General features: G+C 60.3%; 15 protein-coding genes. 4 read left to right on the forward strand and 11 right to left on the reverse strand.

Annotated features, from left to right (window positions below):
• Window positions 1-46: 46 nt before the first annotated feature.
• On the reverse strand, window positions 47-1381 hold the full coding sequence (locus tag QRN33_RS25185) for a dicarboxylate/amino acid:cation symporter (protein ID WP_042607176.1): 1335 nt from the start codon (window positions 1379-1381) through the stop codon (window positions 47-49).
• Window positions 1382-1727: 346 nt separating this feature from the next.
• Between QRN33_RS25185 and QRN33_RS25190 the strand changes: the two genes are divergently transcribed.
• Window positions 1728-2726: an AraC family transcriptional regulator gene (locus QRN33_RS25190; protein WP_285410787.1), complete on the forward strand. Its 999-nt coding sequence runs from the start codon at window positions 1728-1730 to the stop codon at window positions 2724-2726.
• 198 nt (window positions 2727-2924) lie between these two features.
• On the opposite strand, the gene QRN33_RS25195 is transcribed toward QRN33_RS25190, so the two are convergent.
• The 3 genes from QRN33_RS25195 to QRN33_RS25205 form a co-directional block, all read right to left on the reverse strand.
• Window positions 2925-4271, reverse strand: a complete 1347-nt coding sequence (locus QRN33_RS25195) for an ATP-binding protein (protein WP_285410788.1) — start codon at window positions 4269-4271, stop codon at window positions 2925-2927.
• A complete protein-coding gene (locus QRN33_RS25200) occupies window positions 4268-4945 on the reverse strand; it encodes a response regulator transcription factor (protein WP_016773623.1) in 678 nt (225 codons plus the stop codon). Before QRN33_RS25200 ends, QRN33_RS25195 begins: the two co-directional genes overlap by 4 nt.
• Before the next feature lie 148 nt (window positions 4946-5093).
• Window positions 5094-5699, reverse strand: a complete 606-nt coding sequence (locus tag QRN33_RS25205; RefSeq protein WP_039757849.1) for a membrane protein — start codon at window positions 5697-5699, stop codon at window positions 5094-5096.
• Between the two features lie 143 nt (window positions 5700-5842).
• Between QRN33_RS25205 and QRN33_RS25210 the strand changes: the two genes are divergently transcribed.
• The gene (locus QRN33_RS25210) at window positions 5843-6634 is read left to right on the forward strand and encodes a dienelactone hydrolase family protein (RefSeq protein WP_285410790.1); all 792 of its coding nucleotides are present in this window, start codon (window positions 5843-5845) and stop codon (window positions 6632-6634) included.
• A 192-nt stretch (window positions 6635-6826) separates the two neighbouring features.
• Window positions 6827-7552, forward strand: a complete 726-nt coding sequence (locus tag QRN33_RS25215) for a 4'-phosphopantetheinyl transferase family protein (protein ID WP_065616788.1) — start codon at window positions 6827-6829, stop codon at window positions 7550-7552.
• Between the two features lie 117 nt (window positions 7553-7669).
• Here QRN33_RS25215 and QRN33_RS25220 read toward each other — a convergent pair whose 3' ends face one another.
• Window positions 7670-9280 carry an ATP-binding protein gene (locus QRN33_RS25220; protein ID WP_285410792.1) on the reverse strand — a complete coding sequence of 537 codons (1611 nt, stop codon included), beginning with the start codon at window positions 9278-9280 and terminating at the stop codon, window positions 7670-7672.
• Window positions 9277-9999, reverse strand: coding sequence for a response regulator (locus QRN33_RS25225; RefSeq protein ID WP_042607182.1), 723 nt, complete (start codon window positions 9997-9999; stop codon window positions 9277-9279). Before QRN33_RS25225 ends, QRN33_RS25220 begins: the two co-directional genes overlap by 4 nt.
• A 757-nt stretch (window positions 10000-10756) precedes the next feature.
• Between QRN33_RS25225 and QRN33_RS25230 the strand changes: the two genes are divergently transcribed.
• Window positions 10757-13651, forward strand: coding sequence for a ribonucleoside-diphosphate reductase subunit alpha (locus QRN33_RS25230; RefSeq protein ID WP_024013986.1), 2895 nt, complete (start codon window positions 10757-10759; stop codon window positions 13649-13651).
• A gap of 990 nt (window positions 13652-14641) precedes the next feature.
• Here QRN33_RS25230 and flgE read toward each other — a convergent pair.
• The 5 genes from flgE to cheR form a co-directional block, all read right to left on the reverse strand.
• Entirely contained in the window at window positions 14642-15976 is a 1335-nt protein-coding gene (flgE, locus tag QRN33_RS25235) for a flagellar hook protein FlgE (protein WP_285410794.1), read from the reverse strand.
• Between the two features lie 31 nt (window positions 15977-16007).
• On the reverse strand, window positions 16008-16736 hold the full coding sequence (gene flgD, locus QRN33_RS25240) for a flagellar hook assembly protein FlgD (protein WP_042607185.1): 729 nt from the start codon (window positions 16734-16736) through the stop codon (window positions 16008-16010).
• Between the two features lie 15 nt (window positions 16737-16751).
• A complete protein-coding gene (gene flgC / locus QRN33_RS25245; protein ID WP_042607186.1) occupies window positions 16752-17195 on the reverse strand; it encodes a flagellar basal body rod protein FlgC in 444 nt (147 codons plus the stop codon).
• 3 nt (window positions 17196-17198) lie between these two features.
• The gene (gene flgB / locus QRN33_RS25250; RefSeq protein ID WP_016773613.1) at window positions 17199-17609 is read right to left on the reverse strand and encodes a flagellar basal body rod protein FlgB; all 411 of its coding nucleotides are present in this window, start codon (window positions 17607-17609) and stop codon (window positions 17199-17201) included.
• 360 nt (window positions 17610-17969) lie between these two features.
• A complete protein-coding gene (gene cheR / locus QRN33_RS25255; protein ID WP_016773612.1) occupies window positions 17970-18797 on the reverse strand; it encodes a protein-glutamate O-methyltransferase CheR in 828 nt (275 codons plus the stop codon).
• Window positions 18798-18804: the final 7 nt, after the last annotated feature.

Below are 18804 nucleotides of genomic sequence, written 5' to 3' on the forward strand. Positions count from 1 at the left end.
GGCAAGAAAAAACCCGCCGAAGCGGGTTTTTCCGTGCAAGCGATGCTTACTTCACATTGCTCGGGGTTGGGCCTTCAGCAACACCCAGGTCGTCTTCTTCACGCTCGTCGGAGATACCGCGACCGCCGGAAGCCAGCTCGGCCTGCAGTTGATCGGTATCCAGCTCCTTGACCCACTTGGCCACGACGATGGTCGCTACCGCGTTACCGACCAGGTTGGTCAGCGCGCGGGCTTCGGACATGAAGCGGTCGATGCCGAGGATCAGCGCCAGGCCGGCCACCGGCAGGTGACCTACCGCCGACAGGGTTGCGGCCAGCACGATGAAGCCCGAACCGGTTACACCCGCCGCACCTTTGGAGGACAGCAGCAGTACCAGCAGCAGGGTGATCTGGTGGGTGATGTCCATGTGCGTGTCAGTCGCCTGGGCGATGAACACGGCGGCCATGGTCAGGTAGATCGAAGTACCGTCGAGGTTGAACGAGTAACCGGTCGGGATCACCAGACCAACTACCGATTTCTTCGCACCCAGACGTTCCATCTTGATCAGCATGCGTGGCAGTGCCGATTCCGACGAGGACGTACCCAGTACGATCAACAGCTCTTCACGGATGTAACGCACCAGTTTGAACACGCTGAAACCGTGAGCCCGGCAGATCGCACCCAGCACCAGCACAACGAACAGTACGCAGGTGATGTAGAAGCAGATCATCAGTTGACCCAGCTGCACCAGCGAGCCGACACCGTAGGCACCGATGGTGAACGCCATGGCGCCCAGCGCACCGAGTGGCGCCAGTTTCATGATCATGTTGATGATGTTGAACATCACGTGGGCGAAGCGATCGATCATGTCCAGCAGCGGACGACCGTACGAACCCAGGCGATGCAGGGCGTAGCCGAAGATCACCGAGAACATCAGCACTTGCAGGATATCACCGGTGGCAAACGCGCCGACGATGGTGTTCGGGATCACATTGAGGAGGAAGCCGACAATGCTCTGGTCTTTACTGGCCGTCACGTAGGTGGCGATTTTCGAGGCGTCGAGGGTGGTGACGTCGATGTGCATGCCGGCGCCCGGTTGCACAACGTTGACCACGACCAGACCGATCAGCAGGGCAATGGTGGAAACGATTTCGAAGTACAGCAGCGCGTAGCCGCCGGTCTTGCCTACCGACTTCATGTTCTGCATGCCGGCGATGCCGCTGACAACAGTACAGAAGATGATCGGGGCGATGACCATTTTGATCAGCTTGATGAAGCCGTCACCCAGTGGCTTGAGGGCCACGCCGGTCTGCGGGTAGAAGTGACCGAGCAGAATGCCGATGGCGATGGCAACGATCACCTGGAAATACAGGGATTTGTACAGTGGCTGACGAGTCGTCATTGCAGGTTTCCTCAAGCGTCCAGCGGCAACATCCATCTGTCGAGCGCCGAACCTTAATTGCGAACCCTCCTGCACTGGAGGGATTTGTTGTTGGAACGGCATCCTCCCGAGCGGGAGAAATGCACGCTTCTGTCGCTTGTATCGCAAACGTCGTGCCAGATTGGTGCGATTGGCAGCAAGCCTTTTGATATCAGGCATTGCAAGATCTGTCCGGACCGCGTTGACTACTTCAACGTGGCGGATTTCCGCCAAGTCACCGCCCCTCGTCCTACAATTTGGCGGAAATCCGCCTTGTTGCGTTGCAGGCCCGCCGTTACGATCGGTGCCAGAACAAGGATTGCCGCTTATGCGCGAACGCACCATCGCCAGCCATTTCGCCCGCGCCGCCCTTGGCGGCGCACGCCGTCGCGGTTTCGACTACTCAAATCTGTTGCAGCAACTGGGAATCAGCCCGGAGTTGCTCGACGAGCCCCGCGCACGCATCGCGCCGGAGCAGTTCACCCGCCTGATTCAGGAGTTGTGGCTGGCGCTGGACGATGAATACCTGGGTTTCGGCAACGCACCGAGCAAGCCCGGCAGCTTTGCCATGATGTGCCACGCCTCGATTCACTGCCGCAATCTGGAGAAGGCCCTGCAACGCGGTTTATTGTTTTATAGCCTATTCCCTGATGCCCCGCGCCTGAGCTTGAGCCGCGAAGACGAATGGGTACGGTTGAGCCTGGATGACGCGCTGTTGTGGGACCCGGACCACTTTCTCAGCGAAAGCCTGCTGGTGATCTGGCACCGCTTCGGCAGTTGGCTGATCGGCCAGCGGATTCGCCTTGAGCAGGCCACCTTCAGTTATCCGCGCCCCGCTCACGGCAGCGAATACGACCTGCTGTTCCCCTGCCCCCTGACCTTCGACGGCGCCCGGAGCAGCCTGCTGTTTCACAGTCGCTACTTGGCCATGCCGCTGTTGCAGGACGAACGCACCCTCAAACATTTCCTCGAACGCTCCCCTGCCGACCTGCTCTCACGCCCGGACGACGGCGACAGCCTGAGCAGCCGCCTGCGCCGCTTGCTCAGCCGTGACGCTGCGCGCTGGCCGGATCTGGAAGCCGTCGCGGCGCATCTGCACATCAGCCCGCAAACCTTGCGCCGGCACTTGCGCGAGGAAGGCACGAGTTTTCAGGAGCTGAAGGATCAACTGCGGCGGGATATCGCCATCTATCATCTGGGCCGGGCGGATTTGTCGTTGCAGCAGATTGCCGAGCAGCTCGGATTTTCCGAACCGTCGGCGTTTCATCGGGCGTTCAAGAAATGGACGGGGCTGACACCGGGGGCTTATCGGGCGCAGGAGTTGTGAAAGATCAAAAGCCCCTCACCCTAACCCTCTCCCAGAGGGAGAGGGGATTGATTGGGGGATGCTGAAGATCTGGACCGGCCTGACAGTTATTCAGTGAATCCATATCCACTGCAAGTTGCTCAGGTCGATAAATTTCTCAAGACACTTAGGTCAGTTCCCTCTCCCACTGGGAGAGGGTTAGGGTGAGGGCCGCTTCATTCACACCGCAGGAAAATGAATCCTGAACGCCGCCCCACCCATCGGCGAATCGCCCAGAGCCAGGCGGGCGTTGTAGCTTTCGATGATGTCCTTGACCACCGCCAGGCCGATCCCCTGCCCCGGATGCTGGGCGTCCAGGCGTTCGCCGCGCTCGAGAATCCGCGCCCGCTGATCGAGGGGCACGCCCGGCCCATCGTCCTCGACACACAATTCGATCCCTGCCAGTGACTCGCGCACGCTGACGCGCACTTCGCCCAGGCACAGGCGATAGGCGTTTTCCAGCAGGTTGCCGAGCATTTCCAGCAAGGCGCCCTGCTCGATCGGCACGTAGCAATGTTCAGGCAGATCAAAAGTCACGCGCACATGTTTGTCGCGGTAGACCTTGTCCAGCGTATCGCACAGGCTTTTGAGCACCGGTTGCAGGCGCACCTGATGGCGAACCAGGCCGCTTTTGCGCAGGCTGGCCCGTTGCAGCTGGTAGCTGATCTGCTGGCTCATGCGCTCGATCTGGCTTTGCAGGACCCAGGCCTGATCGCGGTCTTCGGGACGCTGGGCCATGTCTTCGCTGACGCCTTGCAACACCGCCAACGGGGTTTTCAGGCTGTGGGCGAGGTCGTCGAGGGAGTCGCGGTAGCGGCTGCGCTGCTGGCGTTCGCTGAGCAGCAGGCGGTTGAGCGAGCCGGTCAGGCGCAGCAGTTCGCGCGGGTGTTTTTCCGTCAGGCTTTCGCGGGTGCCGCCTTCGATTTCGTCGAGTTCCTGGCTCAATCGCCGCAGAGCCTTGAGGCCCCAAGTCAGGCCGATCCACAGCAATGCCAGCAGTACCAGCAATGCCGCGCCGAAGCCCAGATAGAGATTTTCGCGCAGGCCTTCCAGGGTGGTTTCGTACTCACGGACCGGTTGCAGAGCAACGATGCTGAACGCCGCGCTCTTGCCGCCGAGCAATTTGACTTCGACGTCGTAGACGAAGAACTCCTGACCGCTGTCTTCACGGATCCGCGCGAACTCGTTGCCGAGGCCGTCGTAACGCGGCTTGTAGTTGATCTGCTCTTCCTGGGTGGCTTTCGATCGCCACACCAGCTTGCCGTCGCGGTCGTAGATATAGCCGAGCAAGCGGAAATCGGTGAGGTTGAAGCGCTCGTCCGGCAATTGCGAGGGCATCACCAAATGACCGTTTTCCACCCGCGCCGCGGAGATCAGTGTGGTGACGTCGGAGGCCAGGCGTTGCTCGATCGAATCCTGCAACGCGAGGCTGAACGCACCCTGCATCGCCGGCAGCAAGGCGAGCATGAACAACACCGCCAACGTGGTGGCGGCAAGCATCAAACGAACGCGAAGGGAACGGATCAAGTGCAGCGCTCATTGAACAGGTAGCCGAGGCCGCGCACGGTGTCGATCGGCTTGAACCCGGCCGGGCCTTCGAGCTTGCGCCGCAGACGGCCGACCAGCACTTCGATGACATTCGGATCGCGCTCGTCGTCATCCGGGTAGAGCTGCTCCATCAAGCGATCCTTGGGCACCACTTGCTGATGGTGGCGCATCAGGTATTCGAGGATACGGTATTCGTAGGCGGTCAGCGCCAGCGGTTGTTCATCGAGGCTGGCCTGTTTGCGATTGAGGTCGAGCAGCAACGGCCCGGCAACGATGGTCGACTGGGTGAAACCGCTGGAGCGGCGCAACAGTGCGTTGAGGCGTGCGTCGAGTTCTTCGAACTGGAACGGCTTGACCACGTAATCGTCGGCACCGGCGGCAAGGCCCTCGACTTTGTCCTGCCAGTTGCCGCGCGCGGTGAGGATCAGGATCGGGAAGGTCTTGCCGCCCGAGCGCAACTGGCGGATCAGGTCGAGGCCGCCCATGCCCGGCAGGCCGAGATCGATCACCGCCAGATCGAAGTTGTACTGGCCGGTCTGGTACAGCGCCTCCTCGGCATTGGCCACGGACTCGACCACGTGGCCGCTCTCCGTCAGGCGGGTTTGCAGGTGATGACGCAACAGCGCCTCATCTTCGACGACCAACAGTTTCATGCCCTTCTCCCCATCACTTGAACACTCCAGACACAACCTGTGGGAGCGAGCCTGCTCGCGAATGCGGTTATTCAGTCAACGATGATGTTGAATGAAACATCGCTTTCGCGAGCAGGCTTGCTCCCACTATTCAATCGGCGACAACTGCTTAGAAATAGTAGTTGGCCGACAGGTAGGTCTGCGCGCTGCTGGTCAAGTCCAGCGAGCCCTGTTTGCTGCCGCCGCTCTCTTTCATTTCGGTGCTGGCGTTGCTGCGCAGGTAACGGTAACCGAGTTCCACCGAGGTGTTTTGTGAAACTTGCTGCAAGACCCCGACCTGGCCACCGATGGCGTAACCGATGTCGCTGTCACGGCTGAAGCCTGGCGAATCCTGAGTCAGTTTGGTCAGACCGGCCGTGGCGCCGCCGAACAACTTGGTGCTGCCGCCCACCGGGTAGAACAGGTCATAGCTGCCGAGCAGGTTTTCCTGGCGCAGTTTAACGCCATTGTGCGAGCCGGAAACGTTGTCGTAGGTGGCGTAGTAGCGGCCCTGGCTGTTTTGCTGACCGAGGCGCATGCCGTAGGTGTTGTTGCCGTCGATGGCTCCGGTGGCGTTGGGGTGGCCGAGGTTATTGTTCAGTGCGTGGGACTTGTCGATCTTGTCGCTGGTCTGGCCGAACGTCAGGCCGGCGAAGTTGCTGGTGTCGTCGGCGTTGGCCGCGATGCTGGAGCCTAACAGGGTAAAAGCCAGCAGCAGTTTGTTGATACGAGTCATGGGTATTTCCTCTTTCACAGTGCTGTTTGGGTATGGCGCAAGGTTACTGAGCCGCCCCTGTACGGCCCCTGAACCGTCTCTGAACCTGACCTGAACCAGATCGACTAGGCTGTTCTGACCACTTTCCATAAGGAGACCCGACCATGCGCCTGTTCCTCGCCCTTGCTTTGCTGGCGGTCAGCAGCTTCACCCAGGCTGCGATCAAGACTGAAGAAATCCCTTATCAAAGCGCCGACGGCAGCAAACTGATCGGTTACTACGCCTATGACGACGCGATCAAAAGCCCACGCCCCGGCGTTGTCGTGGTCCACGAATGGTGGGGGCTGAACGATTACGCCAAACGCCGCGCACGGGATCTCGCCGAACTCGGCTACAGCGCACTGGCCATCGACATGTACGGCGATGGCAAAAACACCGAGCACCCGAAAGATGCCATGGCCTTCATGCAGGCAGCGACCAAGGATGCCGATGCCGCCAGTAAACGCTTCGCCGCCGGGCTGGAGCTGCTGAAGCAGCAAACGCAGACCGACCCGAACAGGATTGCCGCCATCGGCTACTGCTTCGGCGGCGGCGTGGTGCTGAATGCAGCGCGTCAGGGTGTGCCGGTGGCCGGTGTGGTGAGTTTCCATGGCGCGCTGGCGACCAAGACCCCGGCGACCCCGGGCAGCGTGAAGGCGAAAATCCTGGTCGAGCATGGTGCGCTGGACAGCATGGTCACGCAGGACAACGTCACTGCGTTCAAGGCGGAAATGGACAAGGCCGGGGCGGACTACCAGTTCGTCAGCCTGGATGGCGCCAAGCACGGCTTCAGCAATCCGGATGCCGACCGCTTGAGTCATGGCGAGCATGGTGGGCCGGACATTGGTTACAACAAGGCGGCGGATGAAAAATCCTGGGCGGACATGCAGGCGTTCTTCAAGAAGATTTTCGGCTAACGCGCCTTTGTGGCGAGGGAGCTTGCTCCCGCTCGGCGACGCAGTCGTCGCCAAACCTGCTGGCGACCTTCTCGCTGACAGATATCAGCAGGTTTTTGGGGGGGCGCTTCGCGCCCCAGCGGGAGCAAGCTCCCTCGCCACAAAAACAGGGCCTACTGTTCAGCCTCGAAGCTAACCGGCAAAATGCCCGCCATGCATACCATCCCCGCCCTGCCCGCCTGCTGCACCGCGCTCGACAGCCACTGGCCGTTGCCGACGGTGTTGGCCGACACCGTGCTGCTCAGTACCCACTTCAACCCGGCGCAGTTGCTTGGCGATGACTTTCAGCGCAGCGCTGTCATCGCGCCGCCGAGCATTCAGCGTTCAGTGGCCAAGCGTCAGGCCGAGTTTCTCGCCGGGCGAATCTGTGCCCGTGCCGCGCTGCAACAACTCGAAGGTTTGAACGTCATCCCGCCGATCGGCGAGGACCGCGCGCCGGTGTGGCCAGCGCATATCTGCGGCTCGATCACCCACAGCACCGGCCGCGCCGCAGCGATTGTCGCCAACAAGCGGCACTGGCGCGGCTTGGGCATGGATCTGGAAAACCTGCTGAGCCATGAGCGCGCCGAACGTCTGGCCGGGGAAATCCTCACCCCGGCGGAAATGCAGCGCATGGCGGCTGGGCCGCAGGATCAACTGGCGCTGCTGGTGACCTTGACGTTTTCGGTCAAGGAGAGTCTGTTCAAGGCGCTGTACCCGATCGTCCAGCAGCGCTTCTATTTCGAGCACGCCGAAGTGCTGGAATGGACTGAGGCGGGTCAGGTCAGGCTGCGGTTATTGACGGATCTGTCGAGCGAATGGCGCAACGGTTCGGAGCTGGAGGCGCAGTTCGGGGTGCAGGATGGGCAATTGTTGAGTCTGGTCAGCATTCAGGCCTGAAGATTTGCATTGCCGGCACTGGCGCTATCGCGAGCAGGCTCACTCCTACAGGGTGAACGCATTCCAAATGTAGGAGTGAGCCTGCTCGCGATGAGGCCAGCCCTGCCACCACACAACCTACCGGCGCTCCTGATTTCTCGGCCAACTCAGACTGAAACACGCCCCGCCCAGACTCTTGCTCTTGCCAATGATCGCCCGGCCGTCGTGCCAGTGAATGATCCGCCGCACGATCGACAACCCCAAGCCATGCCCGCCCGACGCCCGCGTACGGCTGTCGTCCAGGCGCAGGAACGGCGTGAAGATCCGCTCCCACGCCACTTCCGGCACGCCCGGTCCGTCGTCCTCGACGTCGATGCGACAGCGCAGCTGGCCGACCTGATAACTCACCGTCACCTGTGAATGGGCATGACGCATCGCGTTGCCCACCAGGTTCTGCAGCGCCCGATGCAGATAACGCGGCTCGGCCTCGACCCACGCGCCATCGTTGTCGGCGGCTGACAGACACAAACCGCGCTGCACAGTGACCTCGGCGCGTAGCGGCGCCAGCTCCTCGATCACCTGATTGACCAGCGCATCCAGATCGATGCGCTGGAAAGTCAGCGCTGGCGAGCCCTGTTCCAGTCGCGCGTAGGTGAGCATTTCGTCGACCAGCTTATCGAGGTCCTCGATGTCGTGATCCATGCCTTCGCGGTATTTCTCCAGCGCTTGCGGGGTGGTCGCCGTGCCGATCATTTCCAGACCGAAACGCAGGCGCGCCACTGGCGTGCGCAGTTCATGGGACACCGCGCGCACCAGTTCACGCTGGATCGCCAGCAACTGTTGCAGATGCTCAGCCATGCCATTGAACGCCGATGCCAGACGCCCGACCGAGTCGGCGCCACGCGCCGGCACGCGGGTTTCAAGACTGCCCTTGGCAATGCGCGTGGCCGCCGCTTCGAGACCACGCAAACGCCGCTCGAGCTGACGCACCAGCAGATAAACGATAAGGCCGATCAGCGTCAGCCCCAGCGCGGCAATCAGCACCAGCCATTCCGGCGGGTACGGATTCATTTGATACAGCGGGCCGATTTCCAGCACCCACGGCGTACCGACCATGCCGGCAAACACGCGAATCGAATCGCCGCCCTTGCCCAGCGCCATCACCGTGTCGCCCTCGGCCACGCGGCGACTCTGGTCTTCGTCCATGTCGGCGTCATTCACCGTGACCAGACGCAGATCGAAGCCGAAACCCTTTTCCTGCTTTATCTGCGCCAGACGTTTGGGCTGTTCGCCGACCGGCACCCGCACCAGTTCATCGGCGAGCAGGTAAATAGTCGCCCGAGCCAGTTGCTCGCTGATCTGCTGCACCTCTCCTACCAGTACAAGCTGCTCTTTTTCATTGATCAGCCGATAGACCTTGGCCGCGTGCGGCCCGGTCTGCTCGACCAGCGCCTGACCGCGCAGCACGCGGGTGCGCTGGGCCAGATCGAGGTCGGTTTCGGCGAATTTCTTCAGCGTCAGCGGAATACCGAGCAGCCGCTCCCACACCAGCAGCGCGCGATGGCGCTCGGTCTGGTTCATCGGTTGCAGGTTGTCGGCCATCAGCGAGAACGTGCCGTGGGCCAGGCGCTCGCGGTATTGCTCGCTGCGCACCTGATTGAGCAGGTTCAGCGCCAGCACGCCAAGCACCGCCACCAGAATCAGCGCGGCGCACATGCCGCCATAGATGCGCAGGAAAATCGAATTCACAAGGCCAGGTCTGCGCAGGCTTCAGGGACGAACAGGTAGCCTTTGCTGCGGATGGTCTTGATCAGGCGCGGATGGTCGGGGTCGTCGCCGATTTTCGGGCGGATGCGCGAGATGCGCACGTCGATCGAGCGATCCTGGCCGTCGTAGCCGATGCCGCGCAGGGCAGTGAAGATTTCTTCGCGCGAAAGAATCCGCCCGGCGTTGGAGACCAGCAGCCAGAGCAGGTCGAACTCGGCGCTGGTCAACTCGATGCCGTTGTCGCTAAGCCAGGCTTCGCGCAACGCGTTGTCGACCACCAGTGGACCGAATTGCAGACGACGGGATTTTTCCGCGACCGGCTCGGGTGTGTCACTGCGTCGCAGCAACGCCTGGATGCGCGCCAGCAACAAGCGCGGGCGCACCGGTTTGCACACGTAATCGTCGGCACCGAGGTCGAGGCCGTGGATCTGATCGGCGTCGTCGGTGCGCGCGGTGAGCATCAGGATCGGCCCGTCGTACCGGTCGCGCACCTTGCGGCAAATGCTCAGGCCATCCTCGCCGGGCAGCATCAGATCGAGGATCACCAGATCCGGTTGCTCCTTGATGATCCGCGCCGCCGCCAGCGCACCGTTGCCTTCGATCTCCACGCGCAGGCCATTGGCTTGCAGGTAATCGCGGGTCAGCTCGGCCAGTCGCTGGTCATCCTCGACGATCAATACCTGCCAGGTTTGTTGCTCCACCGGTGACCTCTGCTTGCTGTTTTTATTGATATGAGAAGGCTGTGCTGAATGAACGCGGTCCCTCCTCCCGTTCATTTGTCATGTTTCGGGAGGATAAAAATGCCCGTGCACCCAGCGATTGTATAAACGCCGATCACCCGGAAAACAAGTCGGTAAATGCGTTCGGACAAGGCGGAATTCTGTGGTAGGGTTCGCGCCCTTAAAAAACCGCTGAAGCGTTTTTCCAGGCAAAAAAACAGTGACAAACGGTCTGGCTCAGCAGGTTCGCGGCCTACACGCGTTTTCCCTGTTTCTTACACAAATTACGCACAGGCTTATCCACAGGTAGTACGTTGCAATCCTCCCCTGAAACGCATTATCTTGTAGCACCGCGAAAACGCAGACCCTACATATGGGGTTTTCGTCAAAATCGCCCAACCACATTTCAGACCTGAAACTCAAGTGCTTTATGGCCAGTTTCCGGTAGAACGAACGAGTTTTTTCAAGTCCGAACCGCACTGGCGGATGGCACCGTTTTATTTGGTCCGAAACGGACAAAACGGTATGGGTGTTGCAGTCATGACTGTCACCCGCGAAGGAATCCGGTAGCGAGCTTCGGCTCACGACCAAAACTTCGGCAAGGATGCGGCGTTGCAGCCTTTTTCCTACTGTTCCGAAGTTTGTAATGCCGACGCCCGTCGGTTGCAGTGCTTCGGTACAGAACGGTGAGCACCATGACGGTGCCAAACAAACATAGAGAATGTGGAGACCACCCCCCATGCAAACCGACACAACTCGCGAGAACCCGCAGGGCACCTTGCCGCAGGCCGCCGATTCGACTTCGGATCTGGCAGCCACCGCGCCTGGCCAGCTGCGCGTGATCAAGCGTAATGGCACTGTCGTTCCTTACACCGATGACAAGATCACCGTCGCTATCACCAAAGCGTTTCTCGCAGTTGAGGGCGGCACCGCTGCCGCTTCGTCGCGAATCCACGACACTGTTGCGCGCCTGACCGAACAGGTCACCGCGACCTTCAAGCGTCGCATGCCATCGGGTGGCACCATCCACATCGAAGAAATCCAGGACCAGGTCGAACTGGCCCTGATGCGCGCCGGCGAGCAGAAAGTCGCGCGTGACTACGTGATCTACCGTGACGGCCGTTCGAAAGAGCGCGCTGCCCACGCCCCGGCCGAAGCAGCCGTCAATGCACACCCGTCGATCCGCATCACCCGCGCCGACGGCAGCCTCGCGCCGCTGGACATGGGCCGCCTGAACACCATCGTCACCGAGGCCTGCGAAGGTCTGGAAGAAGTCGACGGCGACCTGATCCAGCGCGAAACCCTGAAGAACCTGTACGACGGCGTGGCCCTGACCGACGTCAACACCGCCCTGGTAATGACCGCCCGTACCCTGGTCGAGCGCGAGCCGAACTACTCGTTCGTCACCGCCCGCCTGCTGATGGACACCCTGCGTGCCGAAGGCCTGAACTTCCTCGAAGTCGCCGAAAGCGCCACCCATCACGAAATGGCCGACCTGTACGCCAAGGCACTGCCGGCCTACATCGCCAAAGGTATCGAGTTCGAACTGCTGAACCCTGTGCTGGCCACCTTCGACCTGGAAAAACTGGGCAAGGCGATCAACCACGAACGCGATCAGCAATTCACCTACCTGGGCCTGCAGACCCTGTACGACCGTTACTTCATCCACAAGGATGGCGTGCGTTTCGAACTGCCGCAGATCTTCTTCATGCGCGTGGCCATGGGTCTTGCGATCGAAGAGAAGCAGAAAGAAGACCGTGCGATCGAGTTCTACAACCTGCTGTCCTCGTTCGACTACATGGCTTCGACCCCGACCCTGTTCAACGCCGGCACCCTGCGTCCACAGCTGTCGAGCTGCTACCTGACCACCGTGCCGGATGACCTGTCGGGCATCTATCACGCGATCCACGACAATGCCATGCTGTCGAAGTTTGCCGGCGGCCTGGGCAACGACTGGACGCCGGTGCGTGCACTGGGTTCGTACATCAAGGGCACCAACGGCAAGTCGCAAGGCGTGGTGCCGTTCCTCAAAGTGGTGAACGACACCGCTGTGGCCGTGAACCAGGGTGGCAAGCGCAAAGGCGCTGTGTGTGCCTACCTGGAAACCTGGCACATGGACATCGAAGAGTTCATCGAGCTGCGCAAGAACACCGGTGATGATCGTCGTCGTACCCACGACATGAACACCGCCAACTGGATCCCTGACCTGTTCATGAAGCGTGTCTTCGATGACGGCAAGTGGACCCTGTTCTCGCCATCCGAAGTACCGGACCTGCACGACCTGACCGGTAAAGCCTTCGAAGAGCGCTACGAGTACTACGAAGCGCTGACCGAGTACCCGGGCAAGGTCAAGCTGTTCAAGACCATCCAGGCCAAAGACCTGTGGCGCAAGATGCTGTCCATGCTGTTCGAAACCGGCCACCCATGGCTGACGTTCAAGGACCCGTGCAACCTGCGCAGCCCGCAGCAACACGTCGGCGTGGTCCACAGTTCGAACCTGTGCACCGAGATCACCTTGAACACCAACAAGGACGAGATCGCCGTTTGCAACCTGGGCTCGATCAACCTGCCGAACCACATCGTCGACGGCAAGCTCGATACCGCCAAGCTGCAACGCACCGTGAACACCGCCGTGCGCATGCTCGATAACGTGATCGACATCAACTACTACTCGGTGCCGCAAGCGAAGAACTCCAACTTCCGCCACCGTCCGGTCGGTCTGGGCATCATGGGCTTCCAGGACGCTCTGTACCTGCAGCACATCGCCTACGGCTCCGACGCTGCCGTCGAGTTCGCCGACAAGTCGATGGAAGCGGTCAGCTACTATGCGATCCAGGCCTCCTGCGACCTGGCCGACGAGCGCGGCGCCTACGAGACGTTCAACGGTTCGCTGTGGTCCAAGGGCATCCTGCCGCTGGATTCGCAACAGATCCTGATCGAGCAGCGCGGCGAGAAGTACATCGACGTCGACCTGAAGGAAACCCTGGACTGGGCACCGGTTCGCGCCCGTGTACAGAAAGGTATCCGTAACTCGAACATCATGGCCATCGCCCCGACCGCGACCATCGCCAACATCACTGGCGTCTCGCAGTCGATCGAACCGACCTACCAGAACCTCTACGTGAAATCGAACCTGTCGGGCGAATTCACCGTGATCAACCCGTACCTGGTTCGCGACCTGAAAGCTCGCGGTCTGTGGGACTCGGTGATGATCAACGACCTGAAGTACTACGACGGTTCGGTGCAGCAGATCGAGCGCATCCCGCAAGAACTCAAAGAGCTCTACGCGACCGCGTTCGAAGTGGACACCAAGTGGATCGTTGACGCCGCCAGCCGTCGTCAGAAGTGGATCGACCAGGCCCAGTCGCTGAACCTGTACATCGCCGGCGCATCGGGCAAGAAGCTCGACGTGACCTACCGCATGGCCTGGTACCGTGGCCTGAAAACCACTTACTACCTCCGTGCCCTGGCCGCGACCAGCACCGAGAAGTCGACCATCAACACCGGCAAGCTGAACGCTGTTTCCAGCGGCGGCAACCATGGCGACGATTCGGTCCTGGCCGCTCCGGCAGGTCCGGCGCCAGTGCCAAAGGCTTGCGCGATTGACGAGCCGGATTGCGAAGCTTGCCAATAAGCTGAGCTGATCCCAGGCGTTGCGAGACGCTTGGGATCTTCAGGCAAAAGAAACCCCCGACAGACTTCTGGTTTGTCGGGGGTTTTGTTTTTGCCGGGCTTGGCGGCCTCTGGGCCGACCAGGCTCTTGGGGGTTTGGGTGAATATCCGTTTTCTCGGTGCTGCGGCTGGCGGTTTCGCTCTTACAGCGACTCACTTTTTCAAACGCCAAAAAGTAAGCAAAAGGCTTTGCCCCGGCGTACGGCCCGCTCGCTGGGGCTCGGGGTACCTTCGTTACGGGACCGATCCGGGCGCAGCGGCTCCGGTTTGCTCCGCTGCACCTACACTCGCTGTGTACGACTGCGTCGTACGGTCGCTGCGCTCCCACCCCCGGATCAATCCCGTAACGAAGCCTGCCGAAGGGGCAAAAGATCAAGAGCCAGAGCAAAAGCAAAAGCAAAAGCAAGATCAAAAGATCGCAGCCTTCGGCAGCTCCTACAGTTGGATCGCGTACCACTCAAGAACAGGCCGTCTGGCAGGCCGCCTTCGCGAGCAGGCTCACTCCTACAGAAAAGCAAAACAGCGCAGCTGCCCGCGGCGAAGCCGCACCACTCAACAATGAGCGCAAGCTCGAGTGCTTTTGATCTACGGGCGACGTCGGAAGGCTGAGTGGAGGGATTGATCCGGGTGTGGGAGCGCAGCGACCGTTTGGCGCAGCCAAACACAGCGAGTGTAGGTGCAGCGAAGCAAACCGGAGCCGCTGCGCCCGGATCGATCCCGCAGCGAAGGAACCCGAGCCTGCGAGGGCCGAACGCAGGAGCAAGCCTTTTTGGGTACTTTTTCGGCGTCTGGAAAAAGTGCCTCGCCGTAAGGGCGAAACCGCCATCCGCAACACCGCAAAAAACGGATATTCACCCAAACCAACCAAAGCCTGGTCGGCCCAAAGGCCGCCAAGGCCAAAAAAAAAGCCCCTCAAAACCGAGGGGCCCAAAAAACCAGTCAGTAACCCAAATCAGGTCATCTGAATAATGGTCTGCATAATCGTGCTCTGCGTCGAAATGGTCTTGGCGTTCGCCTGATAGTTGCTCTGACCCTTGATCAGATCAACCAGCTCGTTGGTCAGGTTAACGTTCGACTCTTCCAGCGAGTTGGACACCACCTCACCCAAAGTACCGGTCTTCGGCGCGTCGTAGCCCGGAATACCCGAAGCGAACGTCTCTTTCCAGCTAGTGCCACCCACAGCCTGCAGGCCCTGTTCGTTGGTGAAGCTGGCCAGCGCAACCTGACCAATCGCCTTGCTCTGGTTGTTGCTGAAGTTGGCAAACAGCGTACCGGTGCCGTCGATGGTCAGGTTAGTGATCTGGCCAGTGGCGTAACCATCCTGAGTCGGGATCGTACGCGAGGTATCAGCGTTGTACTGAGTGGTGTTGGCCATCGAGATGGTCACGCCATTCGGGTTCGCTGCCGCGCCGTTAGGCGTAAACACGCCATTGGTTACAGTGCCCGGCACCCAACCGGTCATCTTCAGATCGCTGCTGATGATCGGGTTGGCTGGATCCGCCGGGTTAGGCGTGCTCACCTGAACCAGCTTGCCGGAGCTGTCGAACGACAATGTCGAAGCAACCGGCGCAGTGGTCACAGGGTTGCTGCCGGTAGCGTCCGGGTTGCGTCCATCAACCAGGGTGTAAACCTTCCAGGTATTCTCGCCAGTCTTGACCATGTACTGATCCATGACGTGGGAGTTACCCTGAGTGTCATAGATCGGCGTGCTGAAGGACTTGGTGTAAGTCTCAGGCTTCGACGGGTCGAATTTGACGGCGCTGGCGCCGGTATCAACGATCACTGGCGAAGACGAATTGAGGTTGATGCTCGAGGTCACCGAAGAAGACGACTTCGGCGCCAGGTTCGAGGTGTCGATCTTCAGATCGGTCAACACGCCGTTGATGATCTTGCCGTTGGCATCCACACCGTAACCCTGCAGACGCGAGGTGTAGTCGGTGTTGGTGATGTAACCGGCGTTGTCGACCTTGAACGTACCGGCACGGGTATACGAGATCGAGCCATTGTTGCTCATGGTGAAGAAGCCGGAACCGTTGATGCCCATGTCCAGCACGTTGCCAGTGTTGTTGATGTCACCCTGGGTGAACTGCTGGGACACGTTGGCCAGGCGCACGCCGTTACCGATGACTTTGCTGCCGCTGCCCAGGCGGGTCGACGAATACACGTCCTCGAATTCCGCGCGGGAGGATTTGAAACCGGCGGTGGCGACGTTGGCGATGTTGTTGCCGGTCACGTCGAGTTGTTTGTTGGCGGCATAGAGACCGCTAAGGCCGATGTTAAAAGACATGTTCCACTCCTTCGTGCCGGGTTAGTCGGCTCTATATACCAATGGTTTGTACTTTGGACAGGGCAACGGTGCCCTTGCCGGCCAGGTTGAGCATCAGCTCGCCACCGGTCTGGCTGATCGTCACGCTGTTGACCGTCGCTGGCAGGTAGGTCGCCAGGTCGGTCGCGGTGCCGTTGATCGGTGCGTTGGCCTTGAACGTGTAAGTGCCGACCGGAACCACGGTGCCGGCAGTGTCCTTGCCGTCCCAAGTGAAGCTGGCATCGCCGGCGGCGCGGCTGCCGAGGTCGATGGTGCGCACGGCTTTGCCGTCCTTGTCGGTGATGGTCACGGTGCCGCCGGCAATCGACGAAGGCACGGTGACCGAACCGGTCAGGCCTTTGCTCGGGTCATCGAGCTGGGCGGTGTTGGTCTGCACGATCACGTTGCGACCGACCAGCGACGACGCCTGCAGCGCCTGCGACGAGTTGTAGTTGCCGGCAAGGCCACTGACGGTGGAGTTCAGCGTCGTGATGCCTTCAAGGCTGCTGAACTGCGCCAGTTGCGCCACGAAAGCGCTGTTGTCCTGCGGGTCGAGCGGGTTCTGGTTTTTCAGCTGGGTGACCAGCAATTGCAGGAACGCATCCTTGCCCAGCGCCTGGCCGCCGGTGGCACTGTTGGTCGCCGAGGCGATGCCGCCCGGCGTCGTGCTGCTGGCCGTCTTCGACGAGTTGGCCAGGATGTCCTTCATGCTCAGGGTGCTGGTGGTGTCCGTAACGCTCATGGCATTCGTCCCTTATTACTGACCGAGGGTCAGTACCTTCTGCATCATGGTTTTGGCGGTGTTCATCATTTCGGCGTTGGTCTGGAACGACCGACTCGCGGAAATCATGTCAGCCATTTCTTCCACCACGTTGACGTTCGGGTAATAGACATAGCCCTTGGCGTCAGCGGCCGGATGGTTCGGCTCGTAGCGCGCTTCGAGGTTGCTCTGGTCTTCGACCACGCCAAGCACCTGCACGCCCTGCCCGGCTGCGTCCTGGTTCTGGAACAGCGAATCGCTGCCGCCGGCCTGGCCGCCCTGGAACATGGTGGCGAACACCGGGTGACGGGCGCGGTAGGTCTGGTCGATGCTCGACGAAACGGTTTCGGCGTTGGCGATGTTCGACGCCACGGTGTTCAGACGCGTGGTCTGCGCGCTCATGCCGCTGCCGGCAATGTTGAAAACGCTGGACAGGGACATGGATTATTCTCCGCGCAGGGCTGACACCAGCCCTTTGAATTTGCTGTTGAGCAAGGTGAAGCTGGCCTGGAAGCCGACCGCGTTTTCCGCGTAGTTCGACTGTTCCAGTTGAGCGTCGACTGTGTTCTGGTCGATGGAAGGCTGCATCGGCGTGCGATACATCAGCGACTCGTCGCCGTTACCCAACCCTTCAGCCTCGATGTGGCGGCTGTTGGTCATGTTCAGGGCAAAGTGGCCGCCGGTCTTGGTCTTCTCGGTCTGTGCTTCGAGCACTTTGGAGAAATCCAGATCCCGCGCCTTGTAGTTCGGGGTGTCGGCGTTGGCGATGTTGTTGGCCAGCACTTCAGCACGCTGGGCGCGGAAGCCCAATGCCTTTTCGTGAATGCCCAGCGCTTTGTCGAAGCTGATGCTCATGTCGGGAACCTTCAGGTGACCGGTTTTTCGTAACTGAGCTTTAGCAAGCGCCGTGCCAAATGGAAGAACCCCCGTATTCCGGGGCTTTGCGCCGAACAGGCAAAGCGGCAATGCCAGAAAAGCGGCAACCGGTTTCCGCTGGATGCCGCTTTTCTGCCGCTTGCCGTCCCTCTCCCTGACACCGCAGATCCATTGTAGGAGTGAGCCTGCTCGCGATTGCGGTGTATCAGTCACTTATGTGGCATCTGGTAGGCCGCTATCGCGAGCAGGCTCACTCCTACAGAGGATTCGCAGAGAACATTCAGGCATAAAAAACGGGAGACCTTGAGGGCCTCCCGTTTTTGTATTGCCGCGAACCGGTTATTTCGCCTTGTAGATAATCCCCGGGCTGCACTGGACCATCTGGTAATGATCCGGCAAACCGTTCAGCGCCTCAGACGCGCCAAGGAACAGATACCCGCCCGGCTTCAACGTGCTGTGAATGCGCAACAGGATGTCTTTCTTCACTTCGGCAGAGAAGTAGATCAACACATTGCGGCAGAACACGATGTCGAACTTGCCCAGCGCTGCGTAGCTGTCGAGCAAGTTGAACGAGCGGAATTCCACCCGGCTCTTGATCGGCGCCTTGACCACCCAGCGCCCCGGCCCTTTCGGGTCGAAATAGCGTTGCAGGCGTTCCGGCGACAGTCCGCGACCGATCGCCAGGCTGTCGTACTCGCCGGTCTTGCAATTGTTGAGCATCAGGCCCGACAGATCAGTGGCAACGATCTGCACGCCCATCTTCAACTGGCCCAGGTTGCTGCGCTCGAACTCGTCGATCGACATCGACAGCGAGTACGGTTCCTGACCCGACGAGCAGGCCGCCGACCAGATCCGCAGACGCTGGTTGGGGCTGGCCTTGATCGCTTCCGGCAGTACCTTGTTCTTCAAGACTTCAAACGGATATGTGTCACGAAACCACAGGGTTTCGTTGGTCGTCATGGCATCGACCACCTGCTCGCGCAAACCGCTGCGCGGCTGGGTCTGGATGCGCTGAACCAGCTCACCCAAAGACTTGATGCCTTGCTGCTCCATCAGTTTGTTGAGACGGCTCGAGACCAGATACTGCTTGTTTTCACCGAGCAGAATGCCACAGGCTTTTTCCAGGAAGACCCGGAACTGTTCGAAATCCAAATTACCCGTAGACAATGATGCC

The organism is Pseudomonas sp. FR229a, from assembly GCF_030209115.1.
GTDB lineage: Bacteria > Pseudomonadota > Gammaproteobacteria > Pseudomonadales > Pseudomonadaceae > Aquipseudomonas > Aquipseudomonas moraviensis_A.